This window comes from Exiguobacterium sibiricum 7-3, assembly GCF_000620865.1.
Lineage (GTDB): Bacteria > Bacillota > Bacilli > Exiguobacteriales > Exiguobacteriaceae > Exiguobacterium_A > Exiguobacterium_A sibiricum_A.
In genome coordinates this window covers 2,267,164-2,287,504 of record NZ_KK211190.1, presented here as the reverse complement: position 1 = coordinate 2,287,504, position 20,341 = coordinate 2,267,164, and the positions used below count along the sequence as shown (strand labels likewise).

Below are 20,341 nucleotides of genomic sequence, written 5' to 3'. Positions count from 1 at the left end.
ACACCTATTATCTCAATCTTTACCCACTTTTTGCAACTCCACACGAATCAATCGACATATCATCTGAACTGGACAGGAAGAGGAAGGAAAGAAAAATGTATTTTTGATTTAAAACGGACGTTTGTTCGTATTTATGAGATAATGATACATATGATAACGTCTAGGAGGAGAGGTCCTGTCTGTTATTTTCAGCACTCATTTCATATGAGAGGACAAAAGCGGCATAAAGCTCCTCGATATTAATTAAAGGAGGTGAAGGTCGGCCCACCTGATGTTACAACCACAGGTGTCCGCTGATCTGACACAATGAATTACATGCATTTAGGTCGTGCCGGTACAGGCAAGACCACAACATTAATTGAGCAGGTAATTGACCGGTTAGCTGAGCAACCGCTTGGTCCATCCATCTATTTCATCGTACCGGATCAGATGTCTTTTGAGATGGAACGACGTATCGCGACGGATCCACGGCTGTCGGGTCTTGTCCGGATGGAAGTCATGAGTTTACGCCGGTTTGCTTTCCATATCATCCGGGATCATGGAAACCAGGCGATTCCCTTTTTAGACGAGACCGGGACACAGTTATTACTGCGTCAAGTTGTTGAAGAAGCGGAAGAAGAATTGAAGATTTTTAAACGGACAAAAAATATGCCCGGTTTTTATAAAGGATTGGACGAATTGATTGCCTCGTTTAAACGATCTTTAGTCAACCCGGATATGTTGCGTCAAATCAGCAGTGCATCTCCCGAACGCTCACCGAAATTAAATGATTTAGCACTGATTTACGAGCGCTTTACTGAACGAATCTCAAATAAGGCGCTTCATGCGGACGATTATTTCACGACATTGATTGAGCTGTTACCGAAAGTTGATTTAAGTGATGTTGCGGTCTTCGTTGATGGCTTTTATGAATTTTCGTTGCAGGAACAACAGGTCTTACTGCGATTGATGGAATTGACGAAAGAGATGCACCTTAGCTTTACACTGGATGTCGAAGACGTCTATACGAAACAGTCTGAGTTTGGTGTGTCACAACGCTGCTATATGCAGTTGATCGAACAGATGAAAGAACGACAGATTGCGCATGAAGACATTTATTATGAACAGACCGTTAAATTTCAGACGACAGGATTACAGATGCTTGAACAAGCGTTACTGTCACCCGGATACCCGGCGACGGATGACGAAGTGAACGGGTTGACGCTTTCTGCCGCAGTTAATCGTCAAGTTGAGACGGAAGCTGCTGTCAGAAAGGCGATTCAACTTGTACGTCATGAAGGATATCGTTTCAAGGACATCGCGTTTCTTGTCCGCCACCTGGAACCGTACGCCGATCATTTGGAACGTGCTTTTCAACTGTATGAAATTCCGTACTTCTTGGATCAACGGGAATCGATGGTCCATCATCCGATTGTCGAATTAGTCCATGCCGTCCTTGAAATCGTCATGACGGGATACCGGGAAGAATCTGTTTTTCGTCTGCTGAAAACAGAGCTGATTCCACTTCCGGCAGAGGATTCACGATTAGCACTTGATCGTCTGGAAACATTTGTCCTGGAGCGGGGAATCAAAGGTTCGATGTGGAAAAAACCTTGGCAATTGAAACGGCGTCTAGCTGATGAAATCAGTTTAACGGATGCTGAGTTACAAGAAGAACAGGAACTGAACGAATGGCGTCAATTCCTGGTCGAAGCAATCGAACCACTGGAGAAGCGATTTAAAGCCTCTAAGACGATGAGTGAATACACACGGGCGTTATACCGTTTCTTGGAAGAACATCACTTGACAGACCGGTTAACGGTTTGGAAGCAACAAGCACTTGAAGTCAATGAACTCAACCAAGCACGAGAACATGACCAGGTGTACGAAGCGGTACTGCATCTCTTTGAACAGTTGGAAGCTGCTGCACCGGAAGCTACATTGACGACAGAACTATTCGTCCAGATGGTCGAGACAGGACTTGAAAGTCTCCGCTTCTCCCTGGTCCCGCCTTCGCTCGATCAAGTGATTGCGACGGATTACGTCCGGGGACGTTTACAACAGGTGAAAGTGGTCTTTTTACTCGGGGCCAATGACGGATTGATTCCACTCGTAGAAGATCAGTCTAAATTGCTGTCAGAGGGAGATCATGACTTCCTCCACGATCAAGGCATTCCGGTAGGTAAAGCATCTCTGGACGTATTTGACGACGAATTGTATTACCTCTATCAAGGGGTGACGGCGCCAAGTGAATCTTTGCATATCAGTTATGCGCTTGTTGACGAGGATGGAAAAGCACTTCAGCCGGCATCGATCGTTAAGCAGATCAAACATCAACTGCTGCAAGATCGTCCGGTAAAAACATATTTTGCAGAAGCCGGGGATCATGCGCCTGATGATCAACTTCAGTTCGTGACGAGTCCAGAACGGGCGGCAGCGGCAGCGGCAATCGAATTGAGACGACTGCAACGTCGTTATCCGATTCAACAATCTTGGTTTGATGTGTACAATCGTTTGCTCGAAAACGGTCGGGGCCGCGAACGAATGGCGCTGTTCTCCAATGCTTTGTTTTATCAAAATCACGCAGAACCGTTGCCGGATGATCTGGCTCGTAATCTGTATGGTGACACCATCAAAGCTAGCGTCTCCCGGTTCGAGACCTACAATGCATGTTCCTATAAACACTTTGCCCGGTATGGATTGCGGTTGAAAGAACGGAAATTATATAAATTCGAAGCGCCGGACATCGGGAACCTGTTCCACGGGGCACTCAATGATTTGTCGGTGAACATCAAAGCTTCAGGAAAACGCTGGCGTGAACTGGATGACCAATCGTGTAGTGATTTCGCGAAAGAAGCTGTCGAGAAGGTGACACCGGAAATTCAAAATGCGATTTTGATGAGTTCGAACCGTTTTGGATACATCAAGAAAAAATTAACGGACGTCGTCGAACAAACCGCAAAAATGCTCGTCAAACAAGCGGAACGCTCTGAGTTCGAACCTGATTTATTTGAAATCAGTTTTGGTAACGCCATGTTTCCGCCACTTCGATTCACATTACCGGATGGTACCGAAATTGAATTCACCGGTCGAATTGACCGGGTGGATCAGGCGACGATTGGCGATCAACTATACGTCCGGGTCATAGATTATAAATCGAGTGCCAAAGAGTTGGATTTTGCAGAAATCTATTATGGTTTGGCGATTCAAATGCTGTTGTATCTAAAAACAGTCGTTGAACAGTCGGAAGTTCTATTTAATCAGCAGGCAAAACCGGCCGGAGCCCTGTATTTCCACGTCAAAAACCCAATGATGCGTGGAGATTTGTCGGCGGATGAAATCGAACGGAACCGGTTATTGCTCGAATCGTATCAAATGCAAGGCGTCATCGTTGAAAATGATGAAGTATTACGGGCAATGGATCAGATTGCGTACGATGAACGTAAAAAGTCACCGCTCGTTAAAGTGACGTTTACGAAAACCGGTCTTCATAAGTCCCATACGAAAGGTGTCGTCAAAGAAGAAGAGTTGACGGCTCTGATGGACCACGCCTGGGATGAATTGAAGACGAGTAGTCAATCGATGTATGCAGGGGATATTGCGATTGATCCGTTTGATTATCAAGAACGGACCCCCTGTACATTTTGTGAGTACCGTTCCGTCTGTCAGTTTGATCAATCTCTCGGAAACGACTACCGGCAATTAAATCCATTGTCGGAAAAAGAAGTCTTGGAACGGTTGAAGGAGGAGACGGAATGAGTGTGCAGTGGACGGGTGAACAACAACGGGCAATCGATGCAAGGGGTGGACATATTTTAGTGTCCGCCGCCGCCGGTTCAGGGAAAACAGCAGTCTTAGTGGAACGGCTGACGCAACGTGTCATTGATCAGGAAGATCCGTTGACAGCCGACCGGATTCTTGTCGCGACGTTTACGAATGCAGCAGCTAAAGAGATGAAGACACGTGTCATCGAGGCAATCGAAGCGAAAATTAAAGACGCTCCAGATGATCTTTATTTAAAAAAACAACGGCAAATGATGAACCGGGCGCAAATCACGACGATCCATTCTTTTTGTTTATCGATTTTACGAGAAAACTATTATCGGATTGGTCTTGATCCCGCGTTTCGTATTGCGGAAGAAGCCGAGCTGTTGTTACTGCAGGATGATGTCTTGGAAGAAGTGTTTGAGAACTTTTATGGTTTGGCAGATCCGGCGTTTTATGAATTGATTGATAGTTATACGTCGGACCGGGACGATCAAGCGATGTTGACGTTAATCTCGAACTTATATCGATTTTCTCGTTCGCTCCCGGATCCGGAGGCATTTTATGACCATTTGATCGCGCAGTATGATCAACCGATCGATCCGGATGAATCCAGTTTGCTGACACGATTATTTGAACTCGAATGGGAACGTGTCGCACCGGTCATCAATCGGTATATGGAATTATCGTATCGTCTGCGACAAGCCGGATACGACGAGATGGCGGACATGTTGGTGCAGGACGTCGCACCGATCCGGCGGATTAATCCGGAACAGGACCGCTGGACGACCGTCGCCCTTGCTTTTCAGGCCGTCGAATTCGGGCGTTGGAAAGGAATCCGCGGAGACGAGGAAATGAAGAAATTCCAGACCGAACGGACACGTCTTGTCAGTGACCTCAAAAAGATGCGTGATTTGTTTGTTGAGAAGGACGGGGTCGATTACCTGGAAGATTTACGTTCGCAACTGGGACATGTCCAGATGATCGTTACGCTCGTTCGAAGTTTCTCGGCAGCCTATCTTGAAGCGAAGCAGCAGCGGGGCATCGTTGATTTTTCCGATCTTGAGCATTTTGCATTAGCCATCTTGGAACAGGACGGAGAGGCAACGGACGTCGCTCGATTGCTACAAGAACGTTTCATCGAAGTTTTAGTGGATGAATATCAGGATACAAACGAAGTGCAGGAACGGATTCTGCGGCTTGTCTCGAAATCAGATGAAGCGACAGGAAATCTGTTTATGGTTGGTGACGTGAAACAATCGATTTATAAATTCCGTCATGCCGAACCCGGATTATTTTTGAATAAGTTTAAACGATTCCAACAAACAGAAGTCGGGACACGAATTGATTTGACGAAAAATTTCCGAAGCCGTTTAGAGGTCTTGGATGGAACCAATCATATTTTCCGTCAAGTCATGGACGAAGCCGTCGGAGAAATTGATTATGACGAAGCAGCTTATCTGCGGCTAGGGAACCTCGGGTACGTCGAATCAACCCAAGTCGATCCTGAATTGCTGTTAGTGGACCAGACAGACACGAATAAAGAAGAATTGGAAGCTCAAGTCATAGCGACACGTATCATCGAGATGGTGAACGATGAAAATCCGTATCTCGTATTTGATGCAAAACAAAAACGATTCCGTAAATGTGAATACCGTGATATCGTCGTTCTCGTACGTTCGAGAGGAAAACGGGTCCAGGCACTCGTCGATGTCTTTGAACAATATGAACTTCCTGTCTATGCGGATACGACGGGCGGCTATTTTCAAGCAACCGAGATTCAAATCATGATGGCGCTCTTGAAGACGATTGATAATCCATTGCAGGATATCCCGTTTGCCAGTGTCTTGCGGTCACCGATTTTTGGATTGACGGATCGGGATTTAGGACGGATTCGTGCTAAATCAAAAGACGGATCGTTCTACGAAGCAGCTACTCTTGTGGCGAAAGAACAGACCCCGCTCGGTTTGCGTGTCGACGAAGCGCTTAATCAGTTGCAAAACTGGCGCACGGAAGCTCGAGGGAAATCGCTTGCGAGCTTGATCCGTTCCTTGTTTGATCAAACCGGTTACTTTGAATACGTCGGTTGTTTAAACGGCGGACGGAGCCGACAAGCGAATTTAAATGCCCTGTATGAACGAGCTCACCAATATGAGGCCTCCGGTTATCGGGGATTGTATCGCTTTTTACGTTTGATTCATCGTTTAGTCGAACGCGGGGAAGATTTTTCAGAGGCCCGTTCGTTAGGGGAAGACGAAGATGTCGTCCGGATCATGACCATCCACCAATCGAAAGGACTGGAATTCCCGGTGACGATTGTCAGCCAGTTAGGCAAGCAGTTTAATAAACAGGATCAAATCCAAGCGATTCAACTGCATAAGACCTATGGTATCGCCCTGGATGCGATTGATCCCATTAAACGCCTGCGTTCCGGAACACTTCTTAAAGAGGTCATCCGTCGGGAAATGGACCGCGAAATGAAAGCGGAAGAGATGCGTGTCCTTTACGTCGCGATGACACGGGCGAAAGAAAAGCTGATTCTTGTAGGGGCAATCAAAGGCCTGGAAGATCAACTGATCAAATGGCAGGATCAACCGATCGATGAGCTCTTGTTGCCGGAACTCGATCGTCGAAATGCTAAGACCTATGCGGACTGGGTGGCACCGGCTGTCCTGCGTAATTTCTTATTGAGCGAACAGGAACAGAGATGGGCATTTCGGATCGTTGCACAGGACGAGATTGCCCCTTATCAAGAACTGACCAAGATGGTCGAGCAACTCGAACACGTCCGTGTCCTTGAGAAAATTGATCATGAGGGTGACGAGACGCTGAATACTCAGATTGAATCTGCTTTTGCGTATCAATATCCGTATCAAGTCGCAACGGATACCGCTGCGAAACAAACCGTTACAGAGTTGAAGAGGACAGAACAATTGGAACGGGCCGCTTTTGAATCGACCTACCGGCAATCGACCTATTATCGGACACCGCAATTTTTAGGTCCGACATTAACGGGTGCTGAACGTGGAACAGTCTTGCATTTAGCGATGCAGTTATACGAGTCCGGTCGTCCACTCGAAGATCAGATTCTTGAGTGGGAACAAGCGGAACGTATTTCAGACTTAGAGGCCCAGACGATGCGGGAAGCTATGCCTGAATTGACGATGTTCTTTGCTTCGGAAATCGGGCGATTGTTTGAACAGCGTCTTGTGACAGGAGATGTCTACCGCGAACTGCCCTTCACCTATAAGATTGATTCGACCCGATTCCGGTCCGATTGGCACGGTCCAAGTGACCAAGCCGTCATGCAAGGGATTGTCGACTGTCTGATTCGCGACGAAGACACATATATTCTGCTCGATTATAAATCGGACCAAGTCTTTGAAACGATTGACGGTCAGAATCAAGCAGAGGTGTTGCGAACACGTTATGCAACACAGTTGAATTTATATCAAGAAGCGCTAGAAGCGATCTTACACATTAAGATTAGTCGGAAATTAATTTATGCGTTCGCACTCCAAGAAGTGATCGAAATTTACTGATTACCTTACGTCTGACGAATCGATTCTGTCACCTATTCAGTGAACAGAACGAATTCGTTAGACGATTTTCATTTCTAAATATGAAAGAACTGTGTAAAATGAAAAGGTATGTAAAAAGAATAACCAGATACCGTAGGAGGTTTTATAGATGGCACGTATTTTATTAGCGGAAGACGAAGATGTGTTACGCATGTTGGTGCTCGATACATTAGAAGATGAAGGGTATACGATTGATGAAGCGACAGATGGTGATGAAGCCTATCAGAAAATCATGAGTCAGCATTATGATCTCGTTCTGCTCGATTATATGATGCCTGGCATGACGGGAATTGAAGTCATCGAAAAGGTGCGACGTCATCCAGATAAACAAAATTTGAAAATCATGATGTTGACAGCGAAAAGCCAACAATCTGACCGGGAACGGGCAGAAGAGATTGGAGCGAATTATTTCTTTTCTAAACCGTTTAGTCCACTCGAATTGATTGATGTCGTAGGAGGAATATTGAGTGATCATCCAGTGGATTAATCGAAAAATCGGACGCCAGTTGATGGCCTCCTTTTATATCGTTTTAACGACACTTATGATTTCTTCACTGATTGTCTACAATTATACCGACACGAAATTGCAAGAAACCCGATTGAAACTGGAAGACATCAGAGAGCGCAGTGCACGGGCCGGCGCACTGTGGGAAGAATGGCAGGATTTGCAGTTCAACATGCGGGGCTATGCGCTGATTGGTGATCAAGACATTTATCAGAAGATGGTCAATCAACGGAAAACCATTGATGAACAAACACGTTGGTTTGAAGAAAATGCAATTTATCAACAAGGAAAAGATTATGCGCGTTCTTCACGTGAATTGTATGCCTACTACTTCGAAGCGATTTTACCGTTGATTCAATCGTATGTTGAAGCGAAGGAATCTGGAACGGTCACGGAGTCCTTTTTGGAAGGTAAAACATTAACGTCCTTGCCGCTCGGCAAAGAGTTACTGGCGAGTGGACGAATCAAGCTAGATACTTCTGGAAACATTGATGTCTTGTCGGAAATCAATAAAAGTGAGTTGGCGCTTGGCGGATATCGAGACTTTTTAGAGGACTGGTCAGAAAAAACCAGTGGGCAGTTGGAGCGGGAAATTCAAACGACGCAACTGATTTGGCTGTCGAATATCATCGTATTAGTTGGTGTATTGATCTTTTTCGTCTATCCGTTCATTCGTAAAATTACAGCAGAGTTATTATCACTCGTCAAAAATAGCCAGCGTCTAGCCAGTGGCGAAGACATCAAACATGTCAAAGTTTCTGGACGGAAAGATGAAATCGGAATTCTAGCCTTGTCCTTCAATCAAATGGCGAGCTCGATTTCTGAAAACAAACAGCATCTTTTAGCCAAAAACGAAGAACTGCAGGCACAACAGGAAGAACTGCAGGCACAACAGGAAGAATTGCAGGCACAGCAACAGGAACTCGAGGAAGCACTCGAATTGACAATGCGAAATGAACAACACCTGCAATATCGTAATGATTTGACTGAAACGTTGGCAGCACGGGAAGCGTTGACGGCTTATCCGGAAATCATTGAAAAGTTAATTGCCATCACGGATTCCGAAATCGGAGCCCTTGTCTTCGTCGATGAAGGATCTGCGTATTCGATTGTGACACACGGCATGACTGAAGAACTTTCAGAGCGGCTGTTAGGAAGCGATCTTTCTTTATTGAAACGGGCTGAGTCATTGAAAAAAGCCGTTCATTCCTCTAAACAGGTCGCAAGTGATCATCCGTTACCGTATCCATACTATATGTATGAGACAGCAGTTCCGATTCTCGATCCGGCGTCGGAAGAAGCGATTGCGTTCATTTACCTTGTTCGTTACCGGGATCAGTTTACGAATGAACAGATGCGTGACATCATGTCATTTTCACGTCAGCTGTCTCTATCCTTGTTACGAATGCGGTTATTTGATGAAATGAACCGTGAAAAGACAAAAACAGAACGTATTTTGGACTCAATCCGTGAAGCGGTCATCTATATCGAACCGGGAAAAGACGAAGTATTCGTCAATCGTCCGTTGTATGATTTATTTCCAGAGCTTCAGTATGGAACGACAAAAAACGAAACGCTTCATGGATGCCTCGATACAATTCGTGCAGTTGTCGATGAACCGGAAGTATTTGCACGCTACATGGAAGGAATTCTACGAGGTGAAGTCCCGAAAGACAGTCTCCAGTTTTCCATCCATCAACAAGTCGTCTTTATTCAGTTTTATGTGGAAACGATTGAAGTCGAAGGAATTCGAAAAGGGACGATGCTTGTCTTGCGTGATGTGACGAAGGAAACAGAAATGGACCGACTGAAATCGGAGTTGGTCTCGACGGTCTCGCATGAGTTAAGGACTCCGTTATCCTCCATCTATGGCTTCACGGAACTGATGTTGAATCGGAAGATGGATCTCTCAAAACAAGACAAGTATTTAAAAACCATCCATTCAGAAACGGAACGTTTGTCGAATCTCGTCAATGATTTTCTTGATGTCCAACGGATGGAAGCGAGAATTCAATCTTATCAAAAAGGGTTACTTGACTTACAACCGCTTTTAGAAGAAACGACTCAATTCTATGCGGCGTCGACAACAAATCATACGATCACGTTCCGTTCCTTAACAGACGTTTGTCCGCTGATTGAAGCTGATGAGGAAAAAATGAAGCAACTGATGAATAATTTACTGAACAATGCTGTCAAGTACTCTCCATTAGGCGGTAAAATCGAAGTTGTATTAGAAGCAAATCGGCATCATGTCCAATTTGCCGTACGAGACGAAGGAATCGGAATTCCAAAATCTGCTTTAGCGAAATTATTCGACAAATTTTATCGGGTCGATAATTCAGACAGCCGGAAAATTGGCGGGACAGGTCTTGGTCTTGCGATTTGTAAGGAAATCGTCGAAGGACATGACGGAGAGATTACGGTCGAGTCGATTGAAAAGCAGGGAAGTACGTTTACCGTGAAGCTACCGCAACACGTCTCGGATTACACCGTTATTTCTGACGTGATTGATATGTCAGGAAAATAACACTATATCTGAAGCGGGAAATCAGATACGATGAATGAAGAATGAATAAAGGGGGAATTCAAATGCCGATTACTGCATTTGTACACACACACGTTTTATTATGGGTTTTACTGCTTGTTACGTTTTTTGTTGCATTCTCGATGTACAAAAATGGAAAAAGTGCTGCCAAAGGCGTTCATATGGCGTTTCGTCTCTTGTTGCTCTTGACGTTTGCAACGGGACTTTATCTTTACATCACGATCATGGGTCTGTCCGCTAATCCAGATGGTTTATACCATGCAAAAATTACAGCAGGTCTCCTCGTCCTGATTTTGGGTGAATTGACACTCGTTCGTTTGAAAAAAGGAAAATCTTATTCTGGTTTCTTACTTGGGTTTGGAGTGCTTGTTCTCGTAACGATTTTCCTTGGTTACTCGTTACCTTACGGCATGCAGTTCTTCTAAATCGATTTTAATCAGAACAACAAAAGATAATCATTTTGCTTCATTCATACACACGTTTCTCATAATGGAGAGGGACGTGTGTTTTTTTGTGTTTACAATCTGTTGTTATTTGGGAAAAGGGATATATTACGCAGTCGAGAGGGGAACGCTTGTGGCACAGTTGAAAGAATGGACAAAAGTTTTCCGGGCAAGAAAGTGGATGAAGCGAGCAGAACCGATTTTACCATTATGGCACGGTTATATTGGGTATAAATATGGTCTGTTTGATGTCTTAGGATCAGGGGCGACACAAGCCGAAGCACAAGTCCGCCTCAAACAATCGCTGACAACAGAAGCTTTATCCCGTTGGTTTGAAGTCGGATTGGCAGTAGGACATTTAAAAAAGAAAGATTTACGCTATACAGCGACACGTCATGTCTTACCCGAACTATCAAAAACAGATGAGAGAAGTATTGGATTTATGTTATCCGAGTTAATGGAACTTCATTTGCCTGCTTTATTCTCTTATCCACAATTTTTGGAACATGGTCATCAAAAAACATTTGATGGCGAAGAGCACGGCGACATCGTAGCAGAAACATCTGCATTAGTGGAAACTGTTGCATTTCCTGCTGTCCGTCATATTATCCGTAGTCAAAACGTGACATCATTACTAGATATCGGCTGTGCCTACGGGGGTTACTTACGTAAAATTCATGAAGCCTTGCCTGAACTACGACTGGCGGGAATTGATATCGAGGAATCGGTCATCGCGGAAGCCAAACGCCGGGATACGACCGGTGAAATTGACTTTGCCGTCGGGGATATCAAAACATTTGACGTCAAAGAAACATATGACGGGGTCATGATGAACAACATTTTGTATTATTTCCCGAAAGAAGAGCGTCTTCGCCTTCTGGAAGGTGTCCGACGTTTTGTCAAAGATGACGGCACAGTCATTCTGGTCACACCATTACGTGACAGTGAACATGGTGCACCATTCTCTGCTGCATTCAATGCTTTCATGACTTTACATGAAAATCTTTATCCGTTGCCGGGGAAAGAAGAATTAACAGAACAACTTCATGCTGCCGGTTTTAAAAATGTGTCAATTTCACCATTTTTAAAAGAAGGAGCTTGGTATATTGTGACTGCAAACGCCACTTCCTAAAGGGAGCCTGGCGTTTTTTACACTTTCAGGGCAGTTCAAATTTGTGGGGAGTAGTATGTGATTAGTATAATAGTTAAAACGAGTAGAGAAAAAGGAGAGATTCGTGTGAAGCAGCGTGTAGCCGTTATTGGAGCAGGACCTGGAGGGCTCGCTTGTGCGATGTTGCTTGCAGGTAGAGGAATAGATGTCACCGTATATGAAAAACAACCGATAGTCGGGGGACGAACATCTCGCGTTCAGGTCGGAGAGTATCAATTTGATCGTGGTCCTACCTTTTTAAACATGCCGCATATTTTAGAGAATCTATTTACGAGTATCGGCCTAGAGATGAAGGATTATTTGGATTTGAAAGCGTTGGATCCGATGTACACCCTGTATTTTAACGGGGGCAAAGATCATTTTACGATGACGACGGATCGTGATCGGATGAAACAGACGATTGAGCAACATTTTCCTGGAAATGGAGAAGGTTATGATCGTTTCATGGCAGAACAAGCCCTGAAGCTGGCAAAGCTAATGCCGATTTTGCAGACGAAACACGATAAATTAACGGATTATCTATCTCCACGCGTCATCACGGCGCTACCGCGTCTTTCTCTCGGGCGTTCTTTATACGATGTCCTGTCCGATTATTTTACGAGTGAAGAGTTGAAATATGCCTTTACTTTCCAAGCTAAGTATCTAGGCATGTCAGCATGGGAATGTCCAGGCGGTTTTTCTATCTTGTCTTACATGGAACATGCTTACGGTGTCCATCACCCAATTGGTGGAATGAATCAAATTCCAGAAGCAATGAAACGGGCAGTGGAAGAACTCGGGGGAACCGTCCATCTTAATACAGGGATCAGTCAATTGATTTTGGAAGGGACGACCGCGACAGGAGTCATTCTCGAGTCGGGTGAACATGTTCTATACGATGATGTCGTTGTCGGAGCAGACTTTGCTCATGCGATGAATCATCTTGTGCCTGAAGGCGTCTTAAAGAAATGGTCGCGTCCGAAAATTGATCGTAAAAAGTTCTCTTGTTCGACGTTCATGCTGTACTTAGGTGTCAATAAATCCTTTGACGCCCCGCACCATACGATTTACTTTGCTGATGATTATGAAAAAAATGTCCGGGAGATGACTCAGACATTGGAATTATCAGATGACTTTTCATTTTATGTCCAAAATCCATCAATTATCGACGGGACACTTGCACCGGAAGGAAAATCATCTTTGTATGTCTTAGTACCAGTTCCGAATAATTATTCCGAACTTGACTGGGCGATTGAAGGACCTAAACTGCGCCGTCGTGTTCTCGATGCACTCGAACACCGTTCTCCTTATAAAGGTGTCGAAGCGGCAATTGAAGTGGAAGAGATGTTTACACCGGATGATTGGGAAGCAATGGGCGTCCACCAAGGGGCAACCTTTAACCTGGGCCATCAATTGACACAGATGATGTACTTCAGACCACATAACCGTTTTGAGGAATTAGACCATGTCTATTTAGTAGGCGGGGGAACGCACCCAGGAAGCGGATTGCCGACGATTTTTGAATCTGCCCGGATCACAGCCGATTTATTGACAAGTAAAGTAGGTGCTTTGAAATGAAGATTGGATTTGTTGGAGCAGGAGTCGGAACCTTGCACGCAGCTTTATTGTTAACAAAACGTTATCCGGAAGTGGAAATCACAATTTTTGAAAAAGAGTCACGTGCAGGCGGTCGGCTCGCCTCTGTCGATTTCGAGACAGGCGGAAGAATTGACCAGGGACCGACGATCGTCTTGATGCCTGGGAAACTCCAGGAACAACTGAGAGAAGCCGGTCTTGAAGGTGTCGAGTTGGAACGGATTGACCCGTTGTATGATCTGCATTTTGATGACGGAACCGTTGTGACAAAACAAGCGGATGTGGTCGATCAAACGGTTGCGATTGAGCGTCAATTTGGAGAAGGTCGCGGGTTCCAAGAATTTATGCAACAAAAAGCAAAGGATTATGACGTCAGCGTATCGAAATTTTTAGAGCGGACCTATTTCCGTAAACGTGATTTATTACATCCGGATATGTTAGCGCCTTTAGTGAAGATGCATGCGATGGAAACGGCACATGACCACTTAAAACGTTTCTTTAAAAGTAAACACTTGCGAATGGCTTACAGCTTTCCGACCTTTTATATTGGAGGCAATCCGTATACGACACCTTCGATTTATGGACTGATCCCTTACCGGGAACAGGAAGAAGGCGTCTGGTATGTCAAAGGCGGTTATTTTTCCCTAGCGGAGCGGATGTACGAGGAACTTGTTCGACGGGGGGTGCGGTTCGAGTTTAACCAGCCGGTCGAACGTGTAATGATTAGAGAAGGACAAGCTAAAGGAGTGTTTGTCAACGGACAAGAACATCTGTATGACAGCGTCGTGTTGAATGGTGAGTTCCCGCTGATGGAATATCTGGTGGAAGGCAAGCAACCTAAAAAATATGTTCCATCAGGCGGTACACTGTTATTGTACTTTAAGATAAAAGGAAAAGTGGATCTACCGGTGCATCGTTTCCTGATGCCAAGCGATCTTCAACCTTTGATGACATCGATTTTCAAAAAAGATGAGTTACCGGAGCATCCGGCGGTGTATCTGTTTAATCCGAGTAAGGTGGATGATACATTAACGGAAGCGGATGACAGTGTCGTGTATGCACTGGTTCCATCACCACGCGGTTTTGACCGGGACCGGTACGAGGCTCATGGATTCATCGATCGGATTTTAGCCAAAATCGAGCAGCATATACCTGGATTCGAACAGCAGGTCATGGAAATGCAGGTTCGAACACCTCAAGATGCAAAAGAATTTGGATTGTATGAGGGCGGAAGTTTTGGAATCGCACCAACGATTCGCCAATCCGCTGCCTTGAAGACACAAGCAAAACCATACGCTGATATTGAACGATTATATGCAGTCGGCGCATCTGTCCATCCATGTGGAGGCGTTCCGATCGTCATGATGGGAGCGACATTACTTGTCAATCGAATGGAACAAGAGATGAGGTGGAAAAGTGGATACAGTGACGAACGCGTACGTGATATGTGAACAGACGATTCAAAGCGGATCTAAAACGTTTTATAAAGCCTTTTCCTTATTACCGAAGCAAGATCGGATGGCGGTGTATGCCATTTACACATTTTGTCGGTTTCTCGACGATACAGTAGATGAATCCGCCACTCCAAAAGAAAGTTTAGCAGAATTTTTAGAAGAGTTTCGTTTGTTCCGATCGGGTCACTCGATTAATAAACCACTATGGATTGCACTCGCAGATGTCTTTAAAAGATATGAGATGGATGAAACGCCGTTTTTAGAACTGGCAGAAGGTATGCGGTGGGATATCGAGAAAAACCGGTATCAGTCACTGGAAGAGACGGAAAAATATAGTTATTACGTCGCGAGTACGGTTGGTTTGATGTTGTTACCGATTCTTGCACCCAAACAAAATGATTTACGGGAGTCGGCCATTCAACTCGGAATCGCGATGCAATTGACGAACATCCTCCGGGATGTAGGCGAGGATGCAAAACGAGGACGTGTTTATTTACCGAAAGATTGGATGGACCAGTATGATGTGACGACAGAATCGTTATTAACAGGAACCCCTTCTGGAGACTTTGCTGGATTATGGGAGGCATTGGCTTTAAGAGCAGAGCATTTATATGATGCAGCAACGCCTTCGTTTGATCGCTACCCGAAAGAAAGTCGCCGTGCGCTGAAAGTGGCGGCCTTACTTTACCGGGGAATTCTGGACGCGGCACGTGATAATCAATACGATGTGTTCACAAAACGTGCCTATGTCAGCCGTTGGCAAAAGATGAAGTTACTCGCCACGATTTAAAAAAACTCCATAAAAAAAAGACCTTGGCGGGGACCAAGGTCTTTTTTATGGAGTTTAGACCGGGGAGTCTAAACTGAAATCTGTTTGTACAAAATCAGATACATATTTCCAACAAGACGGGTCGCGATCCACGGGGATGGATCAGTTGATGATTGAGCCGTCTGTAAACTGATTGGGATGAGACGATCTAAGGGGGAACGTCGTAAGTCATGCCAAACAGTTTACGGTGGTGTATCCGTTGAACAAGTGGGTCTTGAACAAACGATTAAGACAAAACAGATATGTTAAGTTCCTAAACGCTTTTGACTCGGGGAAGTCACCATGCGCTTGATTGAGGATGTGGGGTCAATCACTACCTCTTGAACTCGAAGTAATCGTATCAAATCTAAGTTGTCCGTACAAGTAATTGATATGCAATTCACATAACGTTCACAGGGTAGAGGCGACAGCGGACACGATTCGTTCGCTTGCCAGTTTTCCTGAAAGCGTCACCATTGGACTACCGCCACCAGGATGCGTCGATCCACCGGCAAAAAACAAATTGTGAACATTCTTTGAACGGTTGCTTGGACGCATGAAAGCGCCACGTGTGCCGTTTGAAGAAAGACCATACAGCGAACCATGATACGCTGAAAATTTTTGTTCAATGTCTTGCGGAGTAATCCGCTGTTCGAATAAAACGTCAGACGTGATATCGATTCCGAACTGTTGCAGACGTTGATTGATAATTTTATCATACGTATCAAAATCAATAGCAGACCCTTTATGAGTAGCCGGAGCATTTACAAGAACAAACAGGTTGTCGCCGGCTTCTCCCATTTCCGGTGCAGTGACCGAAGAGTTCGAGATGTAAATGGTCGGTTCTTCTGCATAACGATGTTGATTAAACAAAGCTTCGAACTCAGCTTCATAATCAGAAGAGAAAAAGACATTGTGATGCGCGAGTCCATCAATACGGCGTCCAAGTCCGATACACCGGACATAAGCAGAAATCGACGGCTCCATTTGTGAAGGTGTTGGATTTTTGAAGTCAGGCCGTACGGTTTCTGAAATCAATCGTGGATATTGTGTCAGCAAGTCACCGTTTAAAACGATGAAATCAACAGACAGGTAATCGACGTGATTGAGTTCAATTTCTGTTGCCAACTGATTCGTCACTTCAATCTGCGTCACTTCGTCTCCTAACCGGAAAATAACGCCAAGTTCGCGGGCGCGACGGGCAAACCCTTCGGCGATGGTCGTATTTCCGCCACGTGTGAAATAAACACCGTCATTTAACTCGAGATGGGCAATCAAACCGAATGTAGCGGGTGCTTGAAACGGGCTGCTTCCAATGTAGGTTGCATAACGGTCAAGTGCTTGAATCAACTGGGGGTCCTTAAAATATTTTTTGTGTAGTCCATGCAGTGTTTTTAAAGGATGAACCTTGATCATGTCGCGCAATAAGGAAAAATTGAAATAAGAGTCGATATTGATGAAAAATTGTTGTTTAGCGATATTGTACAGTTCCTTAACCTCGTCCTGATAACCAGTAATATCATTTTTAGCAAGCTGACCATTCGTGAAACGGTCGACTTCAGTCCGCATCGCCTCACGACCACTGGCGAATGTCAACGAACGTCCATCCGGAAAGTGATTGACGGTATGACGTGTCAATTTCTCAAACGTAAAGTAGTCATCTGGATCTGCTCCTGACTCTAAAATGACGGATTGAAAGATTTCAGGCATCGTGATGGTATTGGGACCGAAGTCAAACCGGTGTCCCTCAGACGTAATGGGCATCATCTTTCCACCGATGTGTTCGTTGCGTTCAATGACAGTAACTTTAAACCCTTTTGAAGCCAGTGAGATGGCGGCACTCAAACCGCCAAGCCCCGCTCCGATGACTGCGATATGTTTCATAACAATAAAGCCTCCTTAAGAATATGTCCGACCTTTCCAACTGATTTCCCTTTTATTGAATCTTCGAATCATCGCCGTCGCTAGCAGGACGACATAAAGAATGACCGCAAGTGGATGCCAAAACCAGGCATGAAAAATCATTGCCTTCCGGTCAATGCGGTAACGGGCAATCATGATCAAAAGAAAAGCTCCGAGTGTCCAAATCGACGGGAATATGAACACGAGCGGTAAAGCGGCAGCTTGAACAAGGTAAAACAACAGGAAATAGCTGCCTACTGCATAAGAATCGTTCATACCGCGGAAAACGTTTTTCAGGAAACCTTGCCACACATCACGGTTAGTCGCATACATGTCACAGCTGACATAGGGAGACACATGAACAAGTGTCGTCGTAAAACCGTTTTGTTTAAAAGCCCGACATAGCTCCAAATCGTCGACGAGTGCCATTTGAATGGTTTGATGTCCACCAACGTGTTCGTAAGCTTTACGTTCGACGAGAACGACCATACCGTTTGCCGCTGCAAAGGCAGGGTGTTTGACCTTCCGAAATGCAATCGGCAGATGTTGGGCGATTAAGACGTGCTGCATCGGAATCAGGCACTTTCCGAGAAAGGTCGGAACGGGGAATGACGGGAAGCCTGACAAGAAGACCGCCTGTTCTTTTTGCAACGTCGCATAGAGCCGGGGAATCGTATCTGCTGCCAAAGTAATATCAGCGTCTAAGAACAACAGGTACTCTTCATGCGTCGCACTCGCGAGTTGATGACAAGCATGGACTTTTCCAGCCCAGCCAGATGGTAAATCAAGACCATCGATGATTGTGAACTGATCCTCTCCGCCGACAAGGCGGACTAACAAATCACGTGTCTGATCAGTCGAGCGGTCTTCATATAAATAGACATGCATATTCGGATGAAGCGCTTGTCGTAACGAACGAATCAGTTTCTCGACATTCCGTTCTTCGTTTCGAAGTGGAATACAGATTGCAAGACTTGGCGGAAGAACAGGTTCGCTTAATTTCGGTAAGAATGACAAGTTGATGAACGTATAGAGACAAACAAAAGTTGCAATGACGAACAGTACGACCATCATGAACGGATCGCCTGTAACCACTGTTCCGTTTTAACGGGGAGCGGTTCCTTTCTCGTAGTCAACACACGATACGATTCAATCCGTTCTTCGATCGCATCAGTCCGGACATCATCATACAGCTGGGTCATCGCGTTCGTTAAGTAACGTAACTGCTCTGAACTACGTCCTTCAGGTAATTGAATCGTCCGGGTCCGGATGTAGACATCCGGCTGTTGTTCATGACCAAATGAGTAATAAAACGAAAACAAGGAAATGGAGCGGGCTGCTTTTGCCAGATGTGTCGCTCCGCTGCTGAGCTGAAGCGGACGTTCTTCTTGATGCCGTTCTTCCCCTTGAGGGAACATCCAGACACTGCTTCCATTCGCCAATTGATCTTTTGCATACTGTAGGCTTTGTTTGATTTCCGCAAACGAACTCCGGTCGATGGAAAAGCCGCCGAGGCGTGTGAAAAAAGGAAACCGCTCCAGTCCCTGCCTGTCAATCATGACGTAAGGATCGTGATGCAAGATCGTTTGATCCAAATGAAACAAAATCATGCCGTCCCACCACGATCCGTGTGTTGCGAGCATCAATCCGGGGGTCGGTAAATCATCGGCCCGGTATAGAATCCGGTGGAATTGTTTTCGAATTAAACGTTCTTTCAAGTATAAATGAAAGGTTCGTTCAGCCCATTTGTTTTTGTTTGCTTTTTGCAAGAGGAACGCCTCCTTGTGTGAGCCAATAGGTAAGACCTGCGAGAAGGCTGATCGACGTGACGCCGTAAAGACCCGCGACACCTGCTGTCAGACCAAACAACGCATGGAGCATTAAAAACAGATACTGATTGTTTCGTTCAAGGGCTGTGATTGTGACCTGTTGTTCGAACCGGGCAATCAGGAGAGCAAAGAAAAGTGCTGTTCCATACCAGCCAAAAAAGTTTTGGGTCGGGATGTCATAATACAATCCGCCATCCTGCCAGATCCAATACGATTTGACGTTAGCTGCTACCGGATCAATCGCTAAATCCAACCAAACGGCAAACAACGGCACCAGAATCACAGTATTGTAGCGAAATGGAAACCGGCGTGAGAAGGCAAGACTTGCTCCCATGACGGATAACCAGGCGGCACCGATCGTAATCGGTACACCGAGCAGTTGTACACCAAAATCTGCTTCGTATGCGTATGTGCCGAACGGCCAACCTGTATGGACGCCGATGGATTCGATGAGGATTGAACCAAAGAAAATGACTGGAATGATGAAACGTCCTTTTGGCAAGACATCCCAGAGATAAAGAGCGGCATATAAACCAGATGCAAATAAAAAAACGGCATTTGCCCATTCAAGCCAAGGGGGCAGTAAGGAAAAACCGACTAAAATCAGTCCGATGAAAAACCAAATCGTAAAAAATAACCAAAGTTTATTTTGGAACCGATCCATCATAAGTGTGTCCTCCATCTCTATGTATTCTGATATTAGTATACCTGTAGGAATGGGCGACGAGCCAGAATGGAGGTGGAATTCACTGTATTAAAAAAACAGACCGAGTGAATCGGTCTG

At 45.2% G+C, this 20,341-nt stretch carries 13 protein-coding genes; 9 read left to right on the top strand and 4 right to left on the bottom strand.

All coding sequences use genetic code 11. The features are described from left to right. Positions 1 to 306 precede the first annotated feature (306 nt). The 9 genes from addB (at position 307) to P402_RS0112795 (ending at position 15,808) form a co-directional block, all read left to right on the top strand. The gene (addB, locus tag P402_RS0112835; RefSeq protein ID WP_026829063.1) at positions 307 to 3,738 is read left to right on the top strand and encodes a helicase-exonuclease AddAB subunit AddB; all 3,432 of its coding nucleotides are present in this window, start codon (positions 307 to 309) and stop codon (positions 3,736 to 3,738) included. Next, the gene (addA, locus tag P402_RS0112830; protein WP_026829062.1) at positions 3,735 to 7,286 is read left to right on the top strand and encodes a helicase-exonuclease AddAB subunit AddA; all 3,552 of its coding nucleotides are present in this window, start codon (positions 3,735 to 3,737) and stop codon (positions 7,284 to 7,286) included. Before addB ends, addA begins: the two co-directional genes overlap by 4 nt. Before the next feature lie 148 nt (positions 7,287 to 7,434). Beyond that, positions 7,435 to 7,812, top strand: coding sequence for a response regulator (locus P402_RS0112825; protein WP_012369636.1), 378 nt, complete (start codon positions 7,435 to 7,437; stop codon positions 7,810 to 7,812). Beyond that, positions 7,793 to 10,357 carry a HAMP domain-containing sensor histidine kinase gene (locus P402_RS0112820; RefSeq protein WP_026829061.1) on the top strand — a complete coding sequence of 855 codons (2,565 nt, stop codon included), beginning with the start codon at positions 7,793 to 7,795 and terminating at the stop codon, positions 10,355 to 10,357. The genes P402_RS0112825 and P402_RS0112820 overlap by 20 nt, the downstream gene beginning before the upstream one ends. Positions 10,358 to 10,419: 62 nt before the next feature. After that, positions 10,420 to 10,800, top strand: a complete 381-nt coding sequence (locus tag P402_RS0112815) for a DUF1516 family protein (protein WP_026829060.1) — start codon at positions 10,420 to 10,422, stop codon at positions 10,798 to 10,800. A gap of 151 nt (positions 10,801 to 10,951) precedes the next feature. Further along, on the top strand, positions 10,952 to 11,950 hold the full coding sequence (locus tag P402_RS0112810; protein ID WP_026829059.1) for a class I SAM-dependent methyltransferase: 999 nt from the start codon (positions 10,952 to 10,954) through the stop codon (positions 11,948 to 11,950). Between the two features lie 105 nt (positions 11,951 to 12,055). Continuing rightward, the gene (locus tag P402_RS0112805) at positions 12,056 to 13,546 is read left to right on the top strand and encodes a phytoene desaturase family protein (RefSeq protein ID WP_026829058.1); all 1,491 of its coding nucleotides are present in this window, start codon (positions 12,056 to 12,058) and stop codon (positions 13,544 to 13,546) included. Next, positions 13,543 to 15,015 (top strand): phytoene desaturase family protein, encoded by a 1,473-nt coding sequence (locus P402_RS0112800; protein ID WP_026829057.1) that lies wholly within the window; start codon positions 13,543 to 13,545, stop codon positions 15,013 to 15,015. The genes P402_RS0112805 and P402_RS0112800 overlap by 4 nt, the downstream gene beginning before the upstream one ends. After that, positions 14,981 to 15,808, top strand: a complete 828-nt coding sequence (locus P402_RS0112795) for a phytoene/squalene synthase family protein (RefSeq protein WP_051525162.1) — start codon at positions 14,981 to 14,983, stop codon at positions 15,806 to 15,808. The genes P402_RS0112800 and P402_RS0112795 overlap by 35 nt, the downstream gene beginning before the upstream one ends. 429 nt (positions 15,809 to 16,237) lie before the next feature. On the opposite strand, the gene P402_RS0112790 is transcribed toward P402_RS0112795, so the two are convergent. Genes P402_RS0112790 through P402_RS0112775 form a run of 4 tightly spaced genes read right to left on the bottom strand, consistent with a single transcriptional unit; the run spans position 16,238 to position 20,224 of the window. Beyond that, positions 16,238 to 17,710: a phytoene desaturase family protein gene (locus P402_RS0112790; protein ID WP_026829055.1), complete on the bottom strand. Its 1,473-nt coding sequence runs from the start codon at positions 17,708 to 17,710 to the stop codon at positions 16,238 to 16,240. Between the two features lie 15 nt (positions 17,711 to 17,725). After that, positions 17,726 to 18,802 carry a glycosyltransferase gene (locus P402_RS0112785; protein ID WP_026829054.1) on the bottom strand — a complete coding sequence of 359 codons (1,077 nt, stop codon included), beginning with the start codon at positions 18,800 to 18,802 and terminating at the stop codon, positions 17,726 to 17,728. Next, positions 18,799 to 19,497, bottom strand: coding sequence for a lysophospholipid acyltransferase family protein (locus tag P402_RS0112780; protein ID WP_026829053.1), 699 nt, complete (start codon positions 19,495 to 19,497; stop codon positions 18,799 to 18,801). Before P402_RS0112780 ends, P402_RS0112785 begins: the two co-directional genes overlap by 4 nt. Continuing rightward, entirely contained in the window at positions 19,466 to 20,224 is a 759-nt protein-coding gene (locus P402_RS0112775; RefSeq protein ID WP_152538836.1) for a carotenoid biosynthesis protein, read from the bottom strand. The genes P402_RS0112780 and P402_RS0112775 overlap by 32 nt, the downstream gene beginning before the upstream one ends. Between the last annotated feature and the right edge of the window lie 117 nt (positions 20,225 to 20,341).